Source organism: Pseudomonas sp. S3_G06 (assembly GCF_054667565.1).
The window spans coordinates 2,123,097-2,146,356 of sequence record NZ_CP162738.1; the positions used below are offsets into that span (position 1 = coordinate 2,123,097).

The window sequence follows — 23,260 nt, forward strand, 5'->3', positions numbered from 1 at the left end:
GCCCATCTGCAACGCATCCACAGCAGTTACCACTATAAAAACAAGAGGTTAACGCGATGGTTAGTTCTACGACTGCGGCGCTCGCGCGTCGCCCGGTCTGCTCGTCTGCACCCTTTGGTTTGAGCGTTGCTGCGCTGCTGGTGCTGTGCAGCCAGGCCGCTCATGCTTTCGACATCGATACCGGCAACCCGGATTTCAAGTTGCGCTGGGACAACACGATCAAGTACAGCGCTGCCTGGCGCACGCAGAATCCGAGCAGCAAGTTGACCGAGGGTCAGGTGGCGCTCAATCAGGACGATGGCGATCGTGCCTTTAAAAAGGGCCTGATCTCCAATCGCACCGACATCCTCTCGGAGCTGGATCTGTCGTTTCAGGATTTCGGCGCACGTCTGAGCGGCGCAGCGTGGTACGACAGCGAGTACCAGGGCAACAACGACAATAACGATCCGTCCCGTGCCAACGCACGTTCGGTGGGCTACGACGAGTTCACCGACGACACCCGTCATTTGCACGGTGGTGACGGCGAAATCCTCGACGCGTTCGTCTACTGGAACGGTGAATTGGCCGACCGCGCAACGTCGGTGCGCGCCGGCCGTCACGGTCTGATCTGGGGCGAAAGCCTGTTCTTTGGCGCCAACGGCATTGCCGGTGGCATGGCCCCGGTTGACGTGGTCAAGGCGCAGTCGGTGCCGAACACGCAGTTCAAGGAAATCACCCGTCCGGTCAATCAACTGTCGGGCACCTTCCAACTGACTGACGACGTATCGCTCGGCGCGTACTACCAACTCGAATGGGAAGAAACCCGCCTGCCTGCCGCTGGCAGTTATTTCTCCACTAGCGACACCATTGGCGAAGGCAATGAGCGCTTGATCGTCGGTGCGCCGTTTCCGGCATTCCTCGGCGGCAACCCGGCCAGTCCCGCCGCGTTTTTCCACGGTAATGACAAGGAAGCGCGCAGTTCGGGGCAGGGCGGTTTGCAGCTGAAATACAGCGCTGAGACCGTCGAGTACGGTCTCTATGCCATCCAGTACCACGACAAGACGCCGAAGCTGTATCTGAAACCGTCGACGGCGGCGTCGAACTTCAGCACCGGCCAGATCGGCGAGTACTACTGGGTTTACCCCGAAGATATTCGCGCGCTGGGCGCGAGTTTTTCCACCACCGTGGACGAATACAGCTTCGCCGGTGAAGCGTCGATGCGCTGGAACATGCCGCTGGTTTCGAACGGTCAGACCGTGCTGCCCGGCGTCATTGCCGACAACGATGATGACGCGCTCTACGCCGTGGGCCGCACCGCTCACGTCAATTTGAACGTGTTGGCATCGTTTGGCCCCAACTTCATCGCCCGCGAGTCTGGACTGGTTGGCGAAGTGGCATGGAACCGCCTGCTCAGCGTCACCAAAAATCGCGCCGCGCTGGACCCGAACGCCACCGATGATGGCCTGGGTTTCAAAGTCGTCTACACGCCGACGTACCGCCAGTTCTTCTCCGGCATCGATATCAGCATTCCCGTTGGCGTCAGTTATTTCCCGCTGGGCAAATCAGCGGTGGTCAGTTCGTTCGGCCCGGACAACGGTGGCGACATCAACATTGGCATCACCGCCACTTACCTCGATCGCGTCACGGCCGGCCTGACCTACACGCATTACTACGGCGCCGAGGACACCAATCTCAACGGCCTCAGCCAGTTCAATTACAAGCAATCGCTGAAGGATCGGGATTACCTCGCCTTCTCCGTCAAGACCACGTTTTAAGAGGACTTGCGCATGACTTCTCACCACCACAATCGCTTCCCACGGATGAAGGCCCTGTGCTTTGCCTTGCTCGGAACGCTGACTGTCCTGAGTCAGGTTGCAACTGCGGCCACCGCAGAAGAGGCGGCCAAACTGTCGAGCAGTCTAACGCCAATGGGTGCCGAGCGCGCAGGCAATGCCGACGGCAGCATTCCAGCCTGGCAGGGCGGTTACACCAAGGTCGACCCCGCGTACAAACCGGGCGGCAAACGCAGCGATCCGTTTGCGGCCGACAAGCCGCTGTTCAGCATCACCTCGAAAAACCTGGCGCAATACGCTGGCAAGCTCAGCGATGGCACCAAGGAAATGTTCAAGCGTTTTCCCGACACCTATCGCATCGACGTCTATCCGACCCGTCGCACGGCCGCCGCGCCGCAGTGGGTGTACGACAACACTCTGAAAAACGCGACTCGCGCCAAACTGGTCGACAGCAGCGCTGGACCGGTGCCCGAAGGTGCGTTTGGCGGTATTCCATTCCCGATTCCGCATAACGGTGCCGAAGCCATGTGGAACCACATCCTCAACTGGCGCGGCACGTCACTGGCCATGCACTTTCGCCATTACCTGATGACTGCAGACGGCAAACAGGTGATGACCACCGACGGCCAGGCGATCCAGGACATGCCGTATTACTACCAGGACGGCACGCCGGAAAGCTTCGCCGGTGATTACTGGCTGTTCCGCCTGCTGAACGTCGGCCCGCCGTTGCGTGCCGGGGAGCAAATCATGGGGCGCACCAATATCAACGGCGACAAGTCCCAGGCCCACGTCTATCTGACCGGCCAGCGCCGCGTGCGCAAGTTGCCGAATGCCTGCTGCGACACACCGACACCGGCAACCGCCGGGGTGATGTCGTTCGACGAGTTGAGCGTGTTCCAGGGGCGCATCGATCGCTTCGACTGGAAACTGGTCGGCAAGCAGGAAATGTATATCCCCTACAACACCAACAAAGTCCTGACCGCCGGCAAACCGGAAGACCTGTTTCTGGCCCATCACATGAATCCTGATTACGTGCGCTGGGAATTGCACCGCGTGTGGGTAGTAGACGCCGAACTCGCGCCGGGCAAACGTCACCAACTGCCGAAGGGCCGCTACTACCTCGACGAAGATACCTGGCAAGCCATGCTCGGCGATCGCTGGGACGCCAACGGCCAACTCGCCAAAACCTTGTGGTCGCTACCGGCCGTGCTGCCGGATCTGCCAGCGCAAGCGCAGCTGTCTTCGGGTTTCTACGACCTGACCTCCGGCGCCTGGTTTATCCAGAACGTCTACACCGGCCTGCCTGAGCAGTACGGCGTGGTCGATCGCTACAAAGCGTCTGAATTCTCGCCGGCGGCGATGGCGGGTGCCGGGGTTCGTTGAATCGGGCCGGATCGCGACACGCTGTGGCGATCCGGTTTCACAGGTGGTTTCGAGGTCGGTATGAACAGAATCTGTCAGGTGCTCGGGCGGTTGTTAGCGTTACTGGCGCTGTCTTGCGTATTACCCGTGAGCCAGGCTCAGGCTGCTGTTGTCGGTGATGTATTGCACACCCCGGCGATGCGCGCGCCGCAGGCCCGGCAAGCGGTCTTGCTTGATCTGGCGCGGGCAGGTGCGCGGTTGGTGGCGGTCGGCGAGCGAGGCATCGTCTTGCTCTCCGATGACAACGGTATCAATTGGCGGCAGGCGCAGGTGCCGGTCTCCGTCAGCCTTACGGCGGTGCAGTTTATCGATGCGAACACCGGCTGGGCGGTCGGCCATGCCGGTGCGGTGCTGGTCTCCCACGACGGTGGCGAAAACTGGGCGTTGCAGCTGGACGGTAACCGCGCTGCGCAACTGGAGTTGGACGCCGCACAAGAGCAACTGCCGACAGCCACTGACCCCGACGCAGCGGCGGCACGTGTGCAAACCGCCGAACGGATGGTCAGCGAAGGCGCGGACAAACCGTTTCTGAGTCTCAACTTCACCGATGCGCGTCACGGCCTGATCGTCGGCGCCTACGGCCTCGCGTTTACCACCGAGGACGGCGGGGTGAGCTGGCAGTCGCTGATGGGCCATATCGACAATCCGATGGGCGCGCACCTGTATGCCATCGCGCAACAAGGCGAGCGTTGGTTCATCGCCGGCGAGCAAGGCTACGTGGCGCGTTCCGAGGACGGTGGACAATCTTTCGTCGCGCTCGACAGCCCGTACAGCGGCAGTTTCTTCGCCCTGCAAGTACGCGATGACGGCGCGCTGCTGGCGGCAGGGCTGAAAGGCAACGCGTTTATTTCCACCGACGACGGCAACAGCTTCGTGCCCGCGCCCGTACCGATGCCGGTGTCCTTCAGTGCAGCGATTCGCACCGCCGACGGCCAGCTGTTGTTGGTCAATCAGGCGGGCGCAATGTTTCGCACCTCGGGTGATGCACCCACCCTGCAGCCTTTCGGCAAACCGCTGGGCAAACCGATTGCCAGTGTCGTGCAGGCCGCCGATGGCAGCCTGGTGCTGGCCGGTTTCACCGGGTTGACGCGGCTTGCATCGCCCACTGCTACAGCTTCGGAGTGAGGTTATGAAACCATTCGACAACGCCACGGCCAGCCTGGCGAGTTTCGACCCGCGCTCCGGCTCGGTCGTGGAACGCACTTTGTTCAATCACCGGTTGTGGGTGTTGCTGGTGTGCCTGGTGACCACGCTGTTCTTGGGCTATCAGGCCACGCGTGTCGAGCTGAACGCCAGTTTCGAAAAGATGATTCCCACGCAACAACCTTACATCGCCAATTATCTGCAACATCAAAAGCAGCTCAGCGGTCTGGGCAACTCCTTGCGCATCGTTGTCGCCAATCGCCAAGGCGATATCTACAACGCTGACTATCTGAAAACCTTGCAGGCCTTGAGCGACAAGCTTTACCTGCTGCCGGGCGTTGATCGCGCCTACATGAAGTCGCTGTGGACGCCGGCAACGCGTTGGGTCGCAGTGACTGAAGACGGGCTGGATGGCGGCCCGGTGATTCCGGACGATTACGCTGGCACCCCGGCCAGTCTCGAGGCCTTGCGCCGCAACGTGCAGCGCTCCAACGAACTTGGCCAACTGGTCGCGTTCGATCAAACCTCGAGCATCATTTATGTGCCGTTGCTGGCAACGACTGCTGACGGCCAGGCGCTGAATTACTCGGTGCTGTCGGAGCAACTGGAGGCGTTGCGCAGCGAGTACCAGAACGACAGAATCGACATTCACATCACCGGTTTCGCGAAAAAGGTCGGCGACCTGATTGCCGGGCTCAAGCAGATCCTGTTGTTTTTCGCCGTCGCGATCCTGATCACCACCGCTGTGCTGTTCTGGTACACACGCTGCCTGCGCAGCACCGTGCTGGTGGTGTTCTGCTCATTGGTAGCGGTGGTCTGGCAACTGGGTCTGTTGCCGTTGCTCGACTATCAGCTGGATCCGTATTCGGTGCTGGTGCCGTTTCTGGTGTTCGCCATCGGCATGAGCCACGGCGCGCAGAAAATGAACGGCATCATGCAGGACATCGGTCGCGGCATGCACCGGGTCGTTGCCGCACGCTTCACCTTTCGACGGCTGTTTCTGGCCGGGCTGACGGCATTGCTCTGCGACGCAGTGGGTTTTGCCGTGCTTATGCTGATCAAGATCCAGGTGATTCAGGATCTGGCGGTGATCGCCAGCATCGGTGTAGCGGTGTTGATTTTCACCAACCTGATTCTGCTGCCGGTGTTGCTGTCCTATGTCGGCGTAACGCCACGCGCGGCGCAACTGAGCCTCAAAAGCGAACAGAACGATCAGGCCGGCGCGCGGCGTCATGGCTTCTGGCGTTTTCTCGATCTGTTTACCCAACGTCGCTGGGCCAGCCTGTGCATTGCCATCAGCCTGGCGCTGGCGGCATTGGGCTTTGTGGTCAGCCTGCAATTGAAGATCGGTGATCTGGATGCCGGTGCACCGGAGCTGCGGGCCGACTCACGCTACAACCAGGACGATGCGTTTCTGACCCGGCATTACGGTGCCAGCAGTGATTTGTTCGCGGTGATGGTCAAGACCCCGGCCGGGCAATGTGCGCGTTACGACATCCTTGCCAAGGTCGATGCGCTGGACTGGCAATTGCGCGCGCTGCCGGGGGTGGATTCGACCAACTCGCTGGCCTTGCTCAACCGGCGCATGCTGGTCGGCCTCAGCGAAGGCAGCGCCAAGTGGTACGAGCTGCAGAATAATCAGGCGATGCTCAACATGATCACCGCCAGTGCGCCACGCGGCTTGTACAACGAGGATTGCAGCCTGCTGACGCTGTACGCCTATCTCACCGACCACAAGGCTGAAACGCTGACGCGGCTGGTCGATCATGTCGAGCAATTCGCCGCCGCCAATAACAACGATGATGTGCAGTTCCTGCTGGCAGCGGGCAATGCCGGCATCGAAGCGGCGACCAATATCGTGGTCAAACAGGCCAATCGCGAGATGTTGTTCTGGGTCTACGGGGCGGTGATCGTCCTGTGCCTGATCACCTTCCGTTCGTGGCGCGCCACGCTGTGCGCGGTGATTCCACTGATGGTCACCTCGATCCTCTGCGAAGCGTTGATGGTCTGGCTGAACATCGGCGTGAAGGTCGCGACGTTGCCGGTGATCGCGTTGGGTGTCGGCATTGGCGTCGACTATGCGTTGTACGTGATGAGCATCCTGCTCGGTCATTTGCGCCAGGGCGCGAGCCTGTCAGAAGCCTATTACCGCGCACTGGTGTCCACCGGCAAAGTGGTGATGCTCACTGGCATCACACTCGCGATTGGTGTGGCCACGTGGATTTTCTCGCCGATCAAATTCCAGGCTGACATGGGCGTGCTGCTGGCGTTCATGTTCGTCTGGAACATGGTCGGCGCGCTGCTGCTGTTGCCGGCGCTGGCGTACTTCCTGCTCCCTGCACGGCGGACGAACACCGACGCAGAAACGCCGGCGGAGGCCATCAATCTGAGCCTGCCGTCGCGAGCCGTGGCGGTAGATATTCATCAAGCGCGCCACCGGGAGACCTGTCATGGCCGTTGAGTCTTCATTGGAAAACAGCGGCCGCCGCGCCGGTTTGGCGCAATCGTTGCTGTTGCTGCTCGGCAGCTGTCTGCCAGTGCTTGGCGCGGTATTGCTTGCACCGGTATTGCCGCGCATGCAGGCACATTTTGCCGATGTCGCGGGCAGCACCGTGCTGGTGCCGATCGTGCTGACCCTGCCGGCATTGATGATTGCGCTACTGGCGCCGTTTGCCGGGGTCATCGCCGATCGGCTCGGACGCAAACCGCTGTTGTTGGCGAGCATGGCCCTGTACACGCTCTGCGGTGTGTTGCCGCTGTGGCTGGATTCGCTGCCGGCGATTGTCGCCAGCCGCACCGGGATCGGTCTGGCGGAGGCGGGGATCATGACCTGCTGCACGACGCTGATGGGCGACTACTACAGCGGCGCCCGACGCGAGCGTTTGTTCGCGTTGCAGATGGTCGCGACGTCGCTCTCTGCTGCGGTGTTTATCGCGCTGGGTGGTTTTCTCGGACAGGACGACTGGCGCACGCCGTTTGCGCTGTACGCGGTCGGGCTGATTTTCCTGCCGCTGATGGCGTGGAAACTCTGGGAACCGCAACCCCGCGTGCAATCGGCGGCAACGGCATCTGTGTCAGCCCCGCACGCATTTCCATGGCGGGCACTGACGCCCCTGTATGCATTGTCGCTGCTCGCGGGCCTGAGCCTGTTCATCGTGCCGGTGCAGGCTGGCTACTTGCTCAACTTGTTGCACGTGGATGCGCCGCAGCAGATCGGCATGACCATGGGCGCCAATCAACTCGGTGTCCTCGCCGGGGCCTTGAGTTTTCGCCTGTTGAGCGGTCTGCGCAGCCAGCATGTGTTGCTGATTGCCTATGGCCTGGCCGGTATTGGCGGCTTGTTGATGGCCGCCGCCGGCAGTCACGCGCAAGTAGTGGTCGCAGTCTTGGTGAACGGGCTGGGCATCGGCCTGATGTTGCCGACTTTGATCACCTGGATCATGGCGCAAGTCGGCTTTGATCAGCGCGGGCGAGCGGCGGGGTGCTTCACCGCGGCGATTTTTGCCGGCGAGTTCATCAGCCCGCTGGTGGTACTCGCCATCACTTCCGGGGCTTCCACGGCGTTGCCTCAAGCACTCGCCATGATCGGTTGGCTGCAATTGGTCGTGGCGCTGTTTTGTCTGTCCGTGCCGAGGCTCGGTGGACTGTTGACCCACAGCCATGTCGGCGGTCACGACTCCATCGGCAACGGCCACTGAACGAGGATTTTCCATGCAAGCGCTTCCCCAATTCAAACGCGTGGTCACCGGGCATGATGCCCATGGCCGCGCGGTCGTCGCCAGTCTCGGAGCAACCGCCAACGTCTTCGCACTGCAAGCGGTGCCAGGCACTGTGTTTCATGAAATATGGAACAGCAGCGGCAGTCCGGCACTGCTCGACAATGCCGATGACCCAACCAGCAAACCCTTACAACTGAGCCCCGGCCCGCTGGGCAGTGTGATTCGTGTCGTCGACATTCCGCCAGACAGCGTGCAAAACCAGATCAGCGATGCCGCTGCAGCGGCCGCATTTGCCGAGATTGGCCAGGCGCATGCCGGCACCGGCCAAGCGAACTCGCGGCACAAACTGATGCACCGCACTGAAACCCTCGATTACGGCATCGTCACCGAAGGCGAAGTCTGGTTGGTGCTCGACGATACCGAAGTCCATCTCAAACGCGGCGACGTGGTGGTTCAGCGCGGCACCAATCACGCGTGGAGCAACCGTACCGAGGCCATGGCGCGCATGGTCTTTATCCTGCTGGACGGGCGTTTCGCTGCGCAATTGCAAAACTGCCCGGGAGAAAAATCGTGAAGCTCGCAACCTTGAAAAACGGTAGCCGTGACGGCCAGTTGGTGATGGTTTCGCGCGACATGTCCCGGGCTATGGACGCCCGTTCGGTAGCGCCGACCTTACAGCAAGCCATCGAAAACTGGGCTGAAGCCGAGCCGCGTTTGCAAGCCCTGGCGCGTGAGCTTGAAAACCATGATTGCCGCGAGGCCTTTGCCTTCGACCCCGCGCAGGCGATGGCACCGTTGCCGCGCGCTTATCAATGGTGCGATGGCTCGGCGTTTCTCAGTCACGGCGCACTGATGCAGAAAGCGTTCAACCTCGACCCGATTGAAGGCGCCGACCGCACGCCGTTGATGTACCAGGGCGCCGGTGATGACTTCATCGGCGCACACGATGACATCGAACTGCCGAGCGAAAGCCAGGGCATCGATTTCGAAGGCGAATTTGTCGTGCTGGTCGATGATGTGCCGATGGGCTGTTCGGCGGAAAACGCGTTGCAACATATCAAACTGATCCTGCAGATCAACGATGTCAGCCTGCGTGCGCTGGCACCGCGTGAAATGCGCACCGGGTTCGGTTTCCTGCAAGCGAAACCGTCCTCCAGCTTTGCCCCGCTGGCGATTACCCCGGATGAACTCGGTGAAGCCTGGCGTGATGGGCGTGTGAATTTGCCGCTGCAAGTGCAATGGAACGGCGAGTGGTTTGGCCAGCCGCACGGCGCGCAAATGAACTTTCACTTTGGCGAGCTGATCGCTCACGCGGCCCTGACCCGTCGCTTGCGCGCCGGCACGCTGATCGGTTCTGGCACGGTGTCGAACGCCGAGCGCAACGTCGGCTCGGCGTGCATCGCCGAACGTCGAGCCATTGAGATGATCGAGCAGGGCGCGCCGGTGACAGGCTTCATGCGTTTCGGTGATCGCGTGCGCATGGACGTCACCGGCAGCGATGGCCAGTCACTGTTTGGTGCAATCGATCAACGCGTCGTCAAGGCCCACGGCTAAGGAACGCCCATGCGTGTACTGATTACCGGAGCCAATGGCTTTGTCGGTCGCGAACTGCTGCGTTGTCTGCTCGCACGCGGCAGTTTGCGCGGGCAAGTCATTCGTTCGTTGCTGGTGCTGGACACTGACGTCCAAGGCCTGCCCGACGACCCGCGCCTGCGTCGGCACAGCGGCAGCGTGAAGGATGCAGCGTTGATGCGCCGGGTCTTGGCCGATGGCATTGATGTGGTGTTTCACCTGGTCAGCATTCCCGGCGGAGCAGCGGAGGCGCATTACGAATCGGGTTATCAGGTCAACCTGCTGGCCAGCCTCGAACTGCTTGATCAACTGCGCAACAAGGCGCGACCTCCGGTGTTGGTGTATACCAGCAGCGTTGCGGTGTACGGCGCCGATCTGCCGGCAAAGATGAACGAACAGGCTGAACTGCACCCGCAACTGTCGTACGGCACACACAAGATGATGGTCGAGCGGGCGCTGATCGATCTGGGTCGGCGCGCTGAAGTCGATGGCCGCGCGGTGCGCCTGCCGGGCATTGTCGCGCGACCGCGCGAACCCAACGGCTTGCGCTCGGCTTTCATGAGCGACTTGATGCGTGCGTTTGCCGAGGGCGCTGACTATTGCTGCCCGGTATCACCGCAAGCGACGGCGTGGTGGATGTCGGCGCGCTGTTGCGTGAACAACCTGATCCACGCCGCCGAACTGGATGAAGCCGCCGCGCAACAGCGGGTCTGGCAACTGCCGGTGCTGCATTTGTCCATCGTCCAAGTCATCGATGCACTGGCGGCAACTTACGGCGAGCAACGCCGTGCGCTGATCAGTTTCGCCGCTGATCTTGAGCTCGAAACCCTGTTCGGGCGCATGCCGCCCTTGAAAACCCCGCAGGCCCGCGCTGCCGGTTTCTGCCATGACGGCAACGTCGCCACGCTTATTCGCAACGCCCTCAATCCAGCCCCTTTTCGGCATCTGCCGTTGAACGGAGACACGCCTCATGTCACAGCCCATCCAGCGTAAACGTCGTTTGGTCGATCTTTCGGTGACCCTCGATAACAACCCGTACACGGATCCGCCGCCGCTGTTGCCGAAAATCGATTACATGGATCACCAGCAAGGCTGGCCCGAGATGGCGGCGATGTTCCCGGGGTTGCAGCTTGAGCAGATGCCCGGCAATGAATCGTGGGCCGCCGAGCGTTTGCAGATCACCACCCACAGTGGCACCCACATGGACGCCCCGTGGCATTACGCCTCGACCACCGATGGCGGCGAGCCGGCGTTTGGCATTGATGAGTTGCCGCTTGACTGGTGTTTGCAGCCGGGGGTCAAACTGGATTTTCGCCACTTGCCTGACGGTCACGTGGTGACGGCAGAAGAGGTCGAAGCGGAACTGGCGCGCATCGAGCACACGTTGCAACCGCTGGATATCGTGCTGGTCAACACACGCGCCGGGGCACTGTTTGGCCAGCCGGGTTACCTCGATGCCGGCATCGGCATGGGGCGCGAAGCGACGATGTATCTGCTGGAGCGTGGCGTGCGCGTGGTCGGCACGGATGCCTGGAGCTGGGACGCGCCGTTCAAATACACGCGTGAGCGTTTTGCTGCCAGCGGCGATGCCTCGATCATCTGGGAAGGGCACAAGGCCGGGCGCGATATCGGCTACGGGCAAATGGAGAAACTGGCCAACCTCGAGTCCCTGCCTGCGAGCGGCTTCACGGTGTCGTGCTTTCCTTACAAGATCCGCCATGCGTCTGCAGGTTTCGTGCGTGCGGTGGCTATTTTCGAAGAGTGAGTTCCGGACACTCCTTCAACAACAATAAGAGAAAAACGATGGCTCTATCGCGATTACCGCTGACGGCATTTTTTTGCGCCCTGGCAATGGGCGGCGGCGTGGCCATGGCGGCCAGCCAACCGAATATTCTGCTGATCGTGGCGGACGATCTCGGATATTCGGATCTGGGCAGCTACGGCGGCGAGATTCACACCCCCAGGCTGGATGAACTGGCTCAACAGGGCGTGCAATTCACCAGCATGTACGCGGCGCCGACCTGTTCCATCACTCGATCGATGTTGCTGTCCGGCACTGACAATCACTTGGTCGGACTGGGCACCATGGCCGAAGCCTTGCAACCGTTTCAACAGGGTAAACCGGGGTATGAAGGGTTCCTGAACGGGCGCGCCTACTCGGTTGCCGAGCTGCTCAAAACGGGCGGCTACAACACGCTGATGGTCGGCAAATGGCATCTGGGTCTGGAAACTGATCAAGGCCCGGACCGACGCGGTTTCGAGCAGTCGTTCACCTTGCTGGAAGGCGGGGCGACGCACTTCAAACCCGCCAGCGTTGCACCGACGCCTTTGGAGCAAGTGCATTACCGTGAAAACGGTCAGCCGGTAGAGGTTCCCGAGACGTTCTACTCCACAGACTTTTACACCGACAAGCTGATTGGCTACCTGCAAAACACCCAACGCCAGGGCAAACCGTTTTTTGCCTATGCCGCCTACACGTCACCGCACTGGCCGTTGCAAGCGCCTAAGGAATACCTGGACAAATACCGCGGCCGCTTCGACCAGGGCTACGACACGGTGCGTTCGTCGCGCATTGATCGGCTGAAAAAACTCGGCCTGGTGGACAAGGACTTTCAGCCGGCGCAACCGTTGCCCGTAAACCCGAGACTGCCCGGTTGGCAGCAGCTCACGGCTGAGCAGCAGAAAATCGAAGCGCGGAAAATGGAGATCTACGCGGCAATGGTCGACAACCTCGACCACAACATTGGCCGGGTTATCGACTACCTGCGCCAAAGCGGCCAGTACGACAACACGGTGATCGTCTTCATGTCCGACAACGGCGCAGCGGCGGAAAACCATGCGCAGTTCTATCCACCCGGCGCGAACACCGATAACAGCCTGGCCAATCTGGGCCAGCGAGGCTCGCAGATCGACTATGGGTTGCGTTGGGCGGAAGTCAGTGCCGCGCCTTTTCACTTGTTCAAGGGCACCACGGCCGAAGGCGGAATCAGTGTGCCGGCGATCATTCAACTGCCCAAGACACTGCGTCGTCAGGGCGTAGAAAGGGGCTTGGCACGGGTGGATGATCTGGCGCCGACGTTCCTTGATTTGGCGGGCATCGCCTTGCCGAGCGAAGCGGACAAACACCCGATCACCGGCCGATCCATCCTGCCAATGCTTGCAGGCAAGGGCAGCCCTCACGACGCTGAGAGTCTGGCCGGAGAGTTGTTCGGCAATGCTTATTATCGTGAGGGCAACCTCAAATTGTTGGGCATGCGCCCGCAAGCGGGGTTCGGCGACCATGCGCAGCCGCCGCAATGGCAGTTGTTTGATGTTGCCCAGGATCGTGGTGAAACCCATGACCTGGCGGCGGCTCAACCGCAGACGGTCGAACGGCTCAAAGCCGCATGGCTCAAGTATGCCGAGCGGGTCGGCGTAGCTTTTCCGCCGCGTTAGCACGGCAGAAGCTTTGAACACAGTGGACGGCATTCGCCGCCGCCACTGTGTTGCGGCCATCAACTTGTCGGATTGCGCAGTCGCTCGATGATTCTACGAGCACGATTGGCTCCGACGTCGACGTGAATATCAATCATCGGGCGCGTACCGAACCGGCACATGTTCTGGTATTGCGCTTCGATCACCACTTTGTCTTCGTCGAACGTCAATCGCGTCTGATGCAGAACTTTGGCTTTGACGGCCTCGGGATCATGTTCAGGGTTGGTGGCCATGGTCCAGAAGTAGTGGCTTGTGGTGTCTGTTTCCGGTGTTACACCGTGAAAGCCGCGCATATGAAACCCACCTCGATCCGGGTTGTTCAGATCGTCCGTGCCCGTGTCTATCGCGCCGGTCCAGATGCGCAGGTGATTGAAGTGAAATTCGATCTCCTGCCAGCGGTCGATGTTGCCTTTGAACGGGTAGGCCGCGGTGTAGGTCGGTGGCGGAACGGAATCGGGCATGTGACGAACCACGCGAACCATTGAGTCGTCGCCGTCCACACTCATCTGCGCGTTCATGTGAATACTGGCGTTGCCGCCAATGGTGTGCAGATGGACATAGCCCAGGTGACTGAGGTCCATGAGGTTGTCGTGGATGAGTTGATAGGGCGCGTCGTAGTGATAGACATCACCGTCGAACAGGTACTTACCGCTGCTGTGCACATCGTAGACCGGTGGTGCGAATGTCGGCTGCGGATGCTCAGCGCTGCCAAACCAGATCCAGATGATCTGATCCTGCTCCCGGACAGGGTAGGCAGGCACTTTGGCTTTGCTCGGGATCTTGTCCTGTCCCGGAATTTCGATGCATTTCCCGCCTTCATTGAATAGCAGACCGTGATATCCGCAGCGCAACCCGCGTGCTTCCACCGTGCCGCCGGACAGAGGCAATGCACGATGGCAGCAGCGGTCTTCCAGCGCGGCGACCTGGTTATCCTCCGTGCGAAAAAGCACCACCGGTTTGTTCAGTAACGTGCGGCCAAGAGGCCGGTCGTTCAGTTCCCGGCTCAAGGCCGCGACATACCATTGATCTAAGGGGAAGCGCGGCGTAGTAGCTGGGGCAATTTCATGTGCGAGGGGTTGGGCAGCGGTTGTCATGATGTTCTCCGGCGAGCGGTCGATGCTCGGTTCAGGTCAAAGATCCAATACCAGACGGGGCGATTTGGCACGTGAGCAGCAGGGGGTGAAACGGTCGTTGGCAGCGTGTTCGGCGGCGGTCATGAACTGGTCACGGTGATCGCCAATGCCTTCGAGCAAGCCCGTGACACAGGTGCCGCAGACGCCTTGCTCGCACGATGACTCGATGGCAATCCCGGCCTCATCGAGCACTTCGAACACAGTGCGATCGGCGGGGATGTAAAAAATCTGCCCTGTGCTCGCAAGCTGGACTTCGAAAGGCGAATCAGCGCTTGCATCGACAGGTGCGGCGGCGAAAAACTCTCTGTGCACGCGATCTTCGGGCCAGCCAGCGGCCTGCGCGGTGTCGAGGATGAAATTCATGAAGCCGGCCGGGCCGCACACGTAGAGGTGAGTTGTAGTGTCTGGCGCGCCGAGGAGGGTGGTCGCATCGAGTTTCTGCTCGGGCGCGCCGCTGTCGTCATGCAAATACACGTGGTTTGCGAATGGCGCTTGCCGCAGGTATTGGATAAACGCGGCACGCTCGCTTGATCGAAAGCAGTAATGCAGCTCGAAATCCGCACCTTGATGATGCAGTTCATGAGCCATTGCCAACAGCGGCGTAATGCCGATACCGCCGCCAAACAGCAGGTGACGCTTCGCTGATTCGGCGAGTGGGAAGAGGTTGCGTGGTTCGCTGATGCTGAGTGTCTGTCCCTGACTGATGGTGTCGTGCATCGCGTTGGAACCGCCGCGTGAGGCAGGATCCTTCAGCACACTGATTACGTAGCGATGACGTTCTTTGGAGTCATTGCACAGCGAGTATTGCCGGGTGAGGCCGCGGGCAATGTGGATGTCGATGTGAGCGCCGGCGTTGAATGGTGGTAACGGCCGACCGTCCGCTGCGCACAGCTCGAAACTGCAAATACCCTCGACCTCGACGACCTTGCGGGTGACGTTGACTTGAAGCATGACTTCTCCCTCCACATTGAAGTGGCTGCTGAAAAACGAGCGGTAAAAAAGGGGGCGAGCGGGTGACGAATCAGCCGGGCGCGAAGAAGTAGAAACGGTGGGAAATCATGGGCGCCACGGAAGGGCAAGGCTGGCGAGAGTTCATAAGCAAGACCTGTTAATTATTTTTTTGAGGTTGTGCTACGGCGTATCATGCGGCGCATTGTCCGCAATGTTTGGCTGAGTAAATCCTCAGATAAATTGGTTGCGGTGTCAACCAAATTACAAGATCTTCGATCTACGGTGTTTTCTCGATGGCTACCGATACACAACTGAACCTGTCGCGTTATGTACCTGGCCTGGTGACGTTCCTGGCGAACAAACTCGCCACCGGGGCTTCCCAGTGCTATCGCAAACACTTCGGGATTGGCGTGGTTGAATGGCGGATGCTTTCAATGCTGGCCGTGGAATCCGACATCACCGCCAATCGAATCTGTCAGGCGATCGGTCTCGACAAGAGCGCTGTCAGTCGTTCATTGCAAACGCTGGAAGCAGCGGGGCGGATCACCAGTCAGCTGGATCCCAAGGATGCACGGCGTTACACCGTGCGATTGACGGCCAGCGGCAAAGAACTGCATGACCGTGTACTCAAAGTTGCGTTGGAGCGAGAGTCGCGCCTGCTCAGCGGACTGACCCCGGCTGAGGTCGACACGTTGATTGACTTGCTTGGGCGCCTGCATCTGCAAGTGCCCAATGTGAACAGTTACGACCCGAGTGAGGAGTGAGTCTCGGCAGACAGCAGCGTGGAATTGGCGTTGAAAGCTGCTGCGCGGTGCGAGTTGCCGGACTGCTGATATCTGCTGTGCATGGGTGTACACGTCTAGCCGAACGCCTGAATTCCGCCCATCGTGACTGAAAGAAACCGGCCAGGAATGATCACCATGATGCACCTGGAAAACGAGCTGATTTAATGATTGGAGGAGTTGCTCAGTCGCTGAAGCTCAAGTTGCCTGGCGGCACTGGCTTCCAGCGTTGCACGCTCTTCATCCAGATACTGATAAATGCTTTGGAGGTTGCCGATTTTCTGTTTGATGTCTGCCATCTTCTTTTCAATCAGCTTCGCACCTTCAGCACAATCGATCAGCTTGTTCCGCTGCGCATCCAGAATCTCGCCTATTTCCCCCAGAGAAAACCCCATGCTTTGCGCGCGCTGGATAAAGTCCAGATCCTGCAGAGTTTGCTCGTTGTAAACGCGATAGTTGTTGGTTTGCCGCAGCGGTGAGATCAGGCCGATTTGCTCGTAGTAACGCAACGTATGGCGGCTGGTGCCGCTGCGCGTTTCGAGTTCGCCGATTTTCATGCAAACACCGCTTGACTGTAGAGTGGGGTCGATACTTTACGCTTGATTTCTCACCTTCAACAAGGAACATGGAAATGAGCGTGGAGTGCTTTGTCACAGGAGGGACTGGTTTCATCGGTCAACATTTGGTGGCGAACCTGAGTGCGAAAGGTCACACCATTCGGGTGTTGATGCGTCGCCCGGAGCGACTGGCCGCCTTGCGCGAGCAAGTTGATAATTTGGGCGGGTGCGCAAATCAGGTATTCGCCGTAGCTGGCGATCTGGAACAAGACAACCTCGGGCTGAGTGTTGCTGACCGAGAAGTGCTGAGGCGCGCCAGCGTCATATTCCACTTGGGTGCTCACTTCGCATGGGGGCTTTCAGTGGAACACTCTCGAGCGGTGAACGTAGAAGGGGCAAAGCGGGTGGCGCTGTTGGCGGCTGAGCAAAAAAGCCGTTTAGTGATGATCGGCGGCTACATGCTGAAAAATCAGGAACACCTGCAACGCATCGGAATTGACGCTCGTTATCCGCAACGGACGAATTGGCCTGCCGTCTACCGGCGTGTCGGTGGTTACGAAGGAAGCAAGCTGGAAGCGCATTTTGCGACCCTGGAGGTCATGGCAGCCAAGGGCGGGGAATTTACTGTTGTCCATCCTGCGACGGTCTGTGGCCACAGCCGCACAGGGCATATCCTTGACGGTCAGCCGCTGGTGGAGCTGATACGAAACCTTGTGCAGGGCAAGTTGACTGCGGTGCCCGGCACCGCCAAGCACTGGCTGCCACTGGTCACCGTGGACTACCTGGTTGAACTGGTGGCAGTTTGTGCGTTTGATCCTGCCATGGTGGGTCAGGAACTGCTGGCGCTTGATGACCAGACGCCAAACCTGCGAGATCTCCTGAAACAGGTTGCACAACCTTTGGGATTAAAGTCTCCCAAGCATCACATTTCACTTCGATTGTTGAAGCTGCTACTGAGTATTCCTCCCGTCGCGTGGTTCTTGAATACAAAACCCGAAGCTTTGGACTTTATCCAGACCACTCGTTTTAGTACGGCGGCGGTTGAGCAATTTGCCAACAGGCATGGAATAGCTAAACCGGATATACGACAGTCTTTGCAGCACACTGCAATGTTCGTCAACACGTATTGCATAGCCAAGGGCCAGCCCCTCTGACCTCTGGCGACACAAAGGCGAATAGCGCTGTATCGTCAAAGGGAGTCTGCTACACGTGCAGTACTGCGCGCTCAAGCCCTTCTCTGATTACGAGAGACTCGTTTCCTCCTGATCAGCGCAGATCCCGCAGCCTGCCTGATTGCAGGTCAAAATTTTACGGAGAATTTACGCAGTCTTTATTGAGGGCATCCGATACTGCGCGGCGCTAATTTGGAACGGTATCGTGATGTCCCTCGCAGCAATTCGGCTTATCGGCTTCATCTTGGGTATTTTTCTGATCACCCTGGCGGTAAGCATGGCTATACCCATGATGACGCTGGTGGTCTATGAGCATAGCGACGATCTGTCGGCCTTTCTCTGGTCGAGTCTGATTACCTTCATCTGTGGTCTGCTGTTGATCGTGCGAGGGCGTCCGGAGACCGGCAATCTTCGGCCCAGGGACATGTACCTGCTGACTACCGCGAGCTGGGTTGTTGTGTGCGCCTTCGCAGCGTTACCCATGGTTTTCATCAGCGATATCAGCTACACCGATGCGTTCTTTGAAACGATGTCGGGCATCACAACCACTGGCTCGACGGTACTCACCGGTCTGGATAGCGCCTCTCCCGGCTTGTTGATCTGGCGTTCCATGCTGCATTGGTTAGGCGGCATCGGTTTTATCGGCATGGCTGTCGCGATTCTTCCGCTCTTGCGAGTCGGCGGCATGCGTCTTTTCCAGACAGAGTCCTCGGACTGGTCGGAGAAAGTGACACCACGTTCTCATGTCGCAGCCAAGTACATCCTTTTGCTCTATCTAAGCCTGACGGGTATCGGCACTTTGGCGCTCTGGCTCGCAGGAATGACCCCATTCGAAGCGATCAACCACGCAATGTCGTTGATCTCTACCGGCGGGTTCTCGACGTCGGACTCCTCCCTCGGGCACTGGGAGCAGCCAGCTATTCACTGGGTGGCGGTAGTCATCATGATCCTGGGCAGCCTGCCGTTCACCTTGTACGTCGCAACCTGTCGGGGCAATCGGCGTGCGCTGATCAGGGACCACCAAGTACGCGGGTTTGTTGGATTCTTGCTCGTCACATCCTTGGCGGTAGGTACCTGGCTGTATTTGCACAGCGACTACGGATGGTGGGATGCGTTTCGTATCGTGGCGGTCAATGTGACCTCGGTCGTCACGACCACCGGAGTTGCGGTTGGCGACTACACCTTGTGGGGCAGCTTCGCTGTGTTGCTGTTTTTCTATCTGACCTTCGTCGGTGGCTGCTCCGGCTCAACGGCAGGCGGGCTGAAAATCTTCCGTTTTCAGGTAGCTGCCGCACTTCTGGTCAGCAGCTTGAAGCAGTTGATCCATCCCCGAGCCGTGATTCAGAAAAAATACAATGGTCATCCCATCGACGAGGAGATCGTCCGTTCGCTGCTGACCTTCTCGTTTTTTTTCACCATCACGATTGCCGCCATCGCTTTGGGCCTGGCGCTGATCGGGCTTGATTGGATTACCGCACTGAGCGGTGCCGCTACGGCGGTGTGTAACGTCGGCCCCGGCCTGGGCACAATCATCGGGCCGGCAGGTAATTTCTCGTCACTGCCCGATGCGGCGAAATGGCTACTCACCGTTGGCATGCTGCTAGGCAGGTTGGAAATCCTGACGGTGTTGGTGCTCGTGACCCCGGTTTTCTGGAGATATTGAGCCAGTCAATCGCTGGCAGAGACGCCGATTGTTGCCTGTTTCGGTGAATAGCACGGCAGTCATGGTTTTACCGCGTGATCATCGTCAGTACGGGGAGCGTCCATCGGTTTCTTCTCCGGTACTGTAAAACTCACTGTCGTACTGGTGATGATCTGGTGCGTCGGGTCGGCCACTTCCAAGAGAACCTTGTGAGGACCGGGCGTTAGCCCGACCAGGATAATCGGGTCTTCACTGGTGTGCGCCCACGTACCTTTCCAGTCATCGACGGTCACGTGAAGGTGACCTAAGCGTGGTGATACCTCAGCAGCCACCTTGCCAAAAACCGGCATGATCCTGGCGTGCTCTGTTCGAAACTGGATGATGACCACTCCACGGGCAAGCGGCTCGGCAAGCGGCGGGTAGGCAATGAGTCTGGGCGCACTCTCGGATGCCAATGGCAGTATTGCCGGTGGAGAATCGCTGTCTGCTGCCCCTTGTCCGAGCACGGATGTGCAAACGAAGACACCCAAAACCAGGGCCAATAGCTTTCCGGGAGCGAGGGACATGATCTGTTTCTCCGCGTGATTTCATTCAAGCGTAGATCAACCTGGGTATTGCCCGCGGCTCATTTGAAAATGGAATCATCCAACGTATCTCATCGATACTGACTGGCCGCTTCTGACCGATCTTCGTGTCACGGATCGCCAAATACCCAAAAGCGGCCACCCTTGTGTTTGTGTACTATCTCAATTCGCTAGCGCCAGTGAGCGCGGGTCTCGATACCCGCTTTGTCACCTTTATCTGATGACAGTCCAAGTCGACCTCTGCCGAATAAGCCCCGGGGGAAAACGGGACCACCCAATCAGAAGCTGCTTTCGAACCATAGCTGTCGCTAAACAGCAAATCTGCCAAAATGCTTTCTAACAGGCTTGTCCTGAATCCATCGCAAAACCGAACTCACGAGTACTTTGATCATATGGCCACAGGTCTTAGTGATGCCGAGCTTGATTACGTACTGGGGATGATTGAGAAAGCCCCTAACACCGAATTAAATGTTATGTGTGAGCGCCTGCAGATCGACAGCCGCGTTCTTCTCAATCAGTTGGCGATCTCAGTGGCAAGACTGTTTATCACCGGCGGCCGCGATTTTCACTACTGTGATGAGGTGATGAATATTGTCATCAGCGATATCGTCGATCTGTCCTTGTACGCAGAGATGCCCGAGCCGGCATTTTCGATCTATCAGGCATTTGATGCGGGCGAGTATTGGCACAGCGGCGATGACCGGGAGGTATTCCCTTGGGAGAGGTGGACCCGTCCTGAGCTTGAGAGAATTTTGCGTGAGGTCGGCGGCTAACAACCAAGTTGAAGGTGCCCGCGGTAACGCGGGCACCGTTTTCTGTGTGGGGAAAACGCTGACCCGCCTGCTTACCAGTTGTAGCTCAGCTTGGCGGTAATCTCGCGGCCCGGGTTGTAGAAGTTCGCGGTGCCGGAGCCGACCACGTGCTGCTCGTCCAGCAGGTTGCTGACATTCACCGCCAGGTCGGTGCCTTTGGCGATCTTGTAGTTGAAGGCGGCGTCGAACAGCGTGGTGCCATCGCTTTTGCCGGAGTTGGCTGCATCGAAGTAATAAGCGCCGACGTAGCGCGCACCCAGGCCCACGCTGACATCGGTGGCGGGTACGTCGTAGTAACTCCACAGCGAAGCGGAGTGCTTGGGTGCCGTGGCGAATTCGTTGCCCTTCAGGGAACTGCCGTCATACAACGAACCGCGCAGTACCTCGGACTCCATATAGGAATAGCCACCGATCAGGCTGAGGTTCTGCGTTACCTGCGCCTTGGCCTCCAGGTCGAGGCCACGCGCCCGCGATTCGCCCACTGTCTGCTGCTCGATGATGCCGCTCGGCAGCACCACGGCGATGGTGACGTTTTCCTGGGTCAGGTCATACACGGCGGCGGAGAACAGTGCATCCATTCCCATCGGCGCATACTTCACGCCCACTTCGTACTGCCTGCCTGTCTGCGGTGTTACGCCAACCTGCGGCGGGGAGACGGATTCGACCATGCTCACGTAGGTGGACACCTCATCGTTGACGATATAGGTCAACGCACCTCGGTAGGAGGTTTCGGAGAAGGTGTCTTTCTCAGTGGATTGCAAGCCTTTGCTGGTCAGGTCCATCGAGTCGTTGCGCACGCCTCCGGTGACGATGAAACGCTCGTAGAACGACAGGTTCTGCTGAAGGAAGACGGCCTTGGTGGTCGCGTCTCGCTTGTTGACGGCATACGGCGCGATTGAGCGTGGAACGCCAGTAAACACAGGGTTGGCAATATCGATTGGTGTCGCCAGGGCGTAGACCGAGCTTTCCTTGGTGGTCGAATCGAGATACTCCACACCCACCAGGCTACTGCTGTCGATGTTCTCGAAGCGGGCATCGTATTGCAGCATCAGATTGCCGTTGAACTGGTCAGCTTCGGTGTCGGTGCCAAACAGGTATCGATCGACGGTGGTACCGACACGTGCGGCGCTGTCGCTGAGGTACACGTAGCCGAAATCATCGGTCAACTTGCTGTAACGCAGATTGCTGCGCAGCACGAAACCGTTGTCGAAATCATGGGTGACGTTACCGCTGAGGCTGGTGCGCTCGACATCGTGGAAGTTGTAGCTGGGCTCGCCATAAAACTTGCTGCGGTCGTATTCCCGATCCAGTGGATAGCCGCCGCTGTTGGGCGAGCTTTCGGTTTTCAGGTAGTCCAGAATCATCGTGGCCGACGTGTAATCCGTCGGTGCCCAGGTGAGGCCACCCATAAACAACTGGTTGTCGTCCTGCGAATGATCGTACTCGCGATCGCTGTTCTGGCCTTTGGCAGTAAAGCGGCCGGCCAGGGTTTTCTCGTCGTTCAGCGCATCGCCGACATCGATGCCTGTCTCGACATGGTCAAACGAACCGTAGGTCACATAGCCTTGGCCAAACTTCTCGAAGCGCGGCTGTTTGGTCACGAAATTTACCGAACCGCCCGGGTCCGCAGGGCCAAACAGGGTGGAGTTGGCGCCACGCAGAATCTCGATGCGCTCATAGGCGAATGGGTCTTCGCGTACGCCGCGCATTGAGCTGAGGGTCAAGCCGTCACGGTAGGTGGTGGCCTGGAAGCCGCGGATCTGGAAATAGTCGTTGCGATCATCCGTACCATAAAAGTCGCTGACCACGCCCGGCGTGTATTGCAGCGCTTCTTCCGTGGTGCTGACGCTGCGTTGCTGCATTTCCTTGTTGGTCACCACCGACACCGATGCCGGTGTATTGAGAATGCTGGTGGCCACCTTGCCGCCCACCCAGAGCTCCTTGGCAACCACCGAGTTGGCGTCGTCGTCGGCACTGACCCGGACCTTGGCATTGATGATGAGCGGGGCGAGGCGGTAGTCCTCAACAGCCGTTGCGTCGAGCTCCAGCGGGCCGGCGGTTTTTGCTTGAGGGGTCAGCAGGTAAGCATTTGGGCCTTGCTGTTCGATCTGCAATTCGCTGCCCTGGAGCAGGGATGACAGCGCTGCCGATGTATCGAGCGAGCCATTCACCCCAGCCGTGGTGCGGTTCGCCACACTCGAGGCGTCGAAGGAAAGACTGATGCCAGCCTCGCGCGCAAAGCGGTCAAGCGCTGGCGCCAGTGGCCCGGGGGCGATATTCCACTGTTTGACTTGATTGCTGTGATCAGCGCCCGAGGTTTGCGCCAGCGATGGCAATGCGTAGCTGCTCACGATCAAACCCAGGATCGCACCGTGCATGGCACGACTTAATGGATGGCGCTGTGAAACCGGGGACGAACTCATTTTCTCGCTCCAAGAAAGGACATCGGCAGACTGGCCTGTATTCCGGCCTTCCTTAGAGGTCGAACGAGAATGAGAAACCACCTCATTATTTTTCAGGTAGCG

General features: G+C 59.1%; 19 protein-coding genes. 14 read left to right on the plus strand and 5 right to left on the minus strand.

Translation table 11 applies throughout. The features are described from left to right. The first annotated feature begins 56 nt into the window (after window positions 1–56). Genes AB4N47_RS09580 through AB4N47_RS09625 form a run of 10 tightly spaced genes read left to right on the plus strand, consistent with a single transcriptional unit; the run spans window position 57 to window position 13,063 of the window. Complete coding sequence (locus AB4N47_RS09580) at window positions 57–1,754, plus strand: DUF1302 domain-containing protein (protein ID WP_460154473.1); 1,698 nt, start codon at window positions 57–59, stop codon at window positions 1,752–1,754. 12 nt (window positions 1,755–1,766) lie between these two features. Next, a complete protein-coding gene (locus AB4N47_RS09585) occupies window positions 1,767–3,155 on the plus strand; it encodes a DUF1329 domain-containing protein (RefSeq protein ID WP_445941184.1) in 1,389 nt (462 codons plus the stop codon). A 60-nt stretch (window positions 3,156–3,215) separates the two neighbouring features. Further along, window positions 3,216–4,319 (plus strand): WD40/YVTN/BNR-like repeat-containing protein, encoded by a 1,104-nt coding sequence (locus AB4N47_RS09590; protein WP_341637462.1) that lies wholly within the window; start codon window positions 3,216–3,218, stop codon window positions 4,317–4,319. A gap of 4 nt (window positions 4,320–4,323) precedes the next feature. Further along, window positions 4,324–6,798, plus strand: a complete 2,475-nt coding sequence (locus AB4N47_RS09595; RefSeq protein WP_341637463.1) for an efflux RND transporter permease subunit — start codon at window positions 4,324–4,326, stop codon at window positions 6,796–6,798. Then, window positions 6,788–8,035: an MFS transporter gene (locus tag AB4N47_RS09600; protein ID WP_341637464.1), complete on the plus strand. Its 1,248-nt coding sequence runs from the start codon at window positions 6,788–6,790 to the stop codon at window positions 8,033–8,035. The genes AB4N47_RS09595 and AB4N47_RS09600 overlap by 11 nt, the downstream gene beginning before the upstream one ends. A 13-nt stretch (window positions 8,036–8,048) precedes the next feature. Continuing rightward, window positions 8,049–8,630, plus strand: a complete 582-nt coding sequence (locus tag AB4N47_RS09605) for a cupin domain-containing protein (protein WP_341637465.1) — start codon at window positions 8,049–8,051, stop codon at window positions 8,628–8,630. Beyond that, window positions 8,627–9,610, plus strand: a complete 984-nt coding sequence (locus AB4N47_RS09610; RefSeq protein ID WP_341637466.1) for a fumarylacetoacetate hydrolase family protein — start codon at window positions 8,627–8,629, stop codon at window positions 9,608–9,610. Before AB4N47_RS09605 ends, AB4N47_RS09610 begins: the two co-directional genes overlap by 4 nt. 9 nt (window positions 9,611–9,619) lie before the next feature. Then, window positions 9,620–10,621 (plus strand): NAD-dependent epimerase/dehydratase family protein, encoded by a 1,002-nt coding sequence (locus AB4N47_RS09615; protein ID WP_341637467.1) that lies wholly within the window; start codon window positions 9,620–9,622, stop codon window positions 10,619–10,621. After that, complete coding sequence (locus tag AB4N47_RS09620) at window positions 10,599–11,393, plus strand: cyclase family protein (RefSeq protein WP_341637468.1); 795 nt, start codon at window positions 10,599–10,601, stop codon at window positions 11,391–11,393. Before AB4N47_RS09615 ends, AB4N47_RS09620 begins: the two co-directional genes overlap by 23 nt. 38 nt (window positions 11,394–11,431) lie before the next feature. Continuing rightward, entirely contained in the window at window positions 11,432–13,063 is a 1,632-nt protein-coding gene (locus AB4N47_RS09625; RefSeq protein ID WP_341637469.1) for an arylsulfatase, read from the plus strand. 59 nt (window positions 13,064–13,122) lie between these two features. On the opposite strand, the gene AB4N47_RS09630 is transcribed toward AB4N47_RS09625, so the two are convergent. Both AB4N47_RS09630 and AB4N47_RS09635 read right to left on the minus strand, forming a co-directional pair. Further along, window positions 13,123–14,196 (minus strand): aromatic ring-hydroxylating dioxygenase subunit alpha, encoded by a 1,074-nt coding sequence (locus tag AB4N47_RS09630; protein ID WP_341637470.1) that lies wholly within the window; start codon window positions 14,194–14,196, stop codon window positions 13,123–13,125. A 36-nt stretch (window positions 14,197–14,232) separates the two neighbouring features. Beyond that, a complete protein-coding gene (locus AB4N47_RS09635) occupies window positions 14,233–15,186 on the minus strand; it encodes a PDR/VanB family oxidoreductase (RefSeq protein ID WP_341637471.1) in 954 nt (317 codons plus the stop codon). Window positions 15,187–15,479: 293 nt separating this feature from the next. Between AB4N47_RS09635 and AB4N47_RS09640 the strand changes: the two genes are divergently transcribed. After that, window positions 15,480–15,950 carry a MarR family winged helix-turn-helix transcriptional regulator gene (locus tag AB4N47_RS09640; RefSeq protein WP_122692564.1) on the plus strand — a complete coding sequence of 157 codons (471 nt, stop codon included), beginning with the start codon at window positions 15,480–15,482 and terminating at the stop codon, window positions 15,948–15,950. 182 nt (window positions 15,951–16,132) lie between these two features. On the opposite strand, the gene AB4N47_RS09645 is transcribed toward AB4N47_RS09640, so the two are convergent. Next, window positions 16,133–16,525 (minus strand): MerR family transcriptional regulator, encoded by a 393-nt coding sequence (locus tag AB4N47_RS09645; protein ID WP_341637472.1) that lies wholly within the window; start codon window positions 16,523–16,525, stop codon window positions 16,133–16,135. Window positions 16,526–16,599: 74 nt separating this feature from the next. On the opposite strand from AB4N47_RS09645, the gene AB4N47_RS09650 reads away from it, so the two are divergent. Both AB4N47_RS09650 and AB4N47_RS09655 read left to right on the plus strand, forming a co-directional pair. Next, window positions 16,600–17,679, plus strand: coding sequence for an SDR family oxidoreductase (locus AB4N47_RS09650; protein WP_341637473.1), 1,080 nt, complete (start codon window positions 16,600–16,602; stop codon window positions 17,677–17,679). Between the two features lie 226 nt (window positions 17,680–17,905). Then, a complete protein-coding gene (locus tag AB4N47_RS09655; RefSeq protein ID WP_341637474.1) occupies window positions 17,906–19,360 on the plus strand; it encodes a TrkH family potassium uptake protein in 1,455 nt (484 codons plus the stop codon). A 59-nt stretch (window positions 19,361–19,419) separates the two neighbouring features. On the opposite strand, the gene AB4N47_RS09660 is transcribed toward AB4N47_RS09655, so the two are convergent. After that, window positions 19,420–19,905, minus strand: a complete 486-nt coding sequence (locus AB4N47_RS09660) for a DUF6130 family protein (RefSeq protein WP_341637475.1) — start codon at window positions 19,903–19,905, stop codon at window positions 19,420–19,422. A 410-nt stretch (window positions 19,906–20,315) separates the two neighbouring features. Between AB4N47_RS09660 and AB4N47_RS09665 the strand changes: the two genes are divergently transcribed. Beyond that, window positions 20,316–20,696: a hypothetical protein gene (locus AB4N47_RS09665; RefSeq protein ID WP_341637476.1), complete on the plus strand. Its 381-nt coding sequence runs from the start codon at window positions 20,316–20,318 to the stop codon at window positions 20,694–20,696. 71 nt (window positions 20,697–20,767) lie between these two features. Here the strand turns inward: AB4N47_RS09665 and AB4N47_RS09670 are convergent, their stop codons facing one another. After that, a complete protein-coding gene (locus AB4N47_RS09670) occupies window positions 20,768–23,158 on the minus strand; it encodes a TonB-dependent siderophore receptor (RefSeq protein WP_460154474.1) in 2,391 nt (796 codons plus the stop codon). Window positions 23,159–23,260 lie beyond the last annotated feature (102 nt).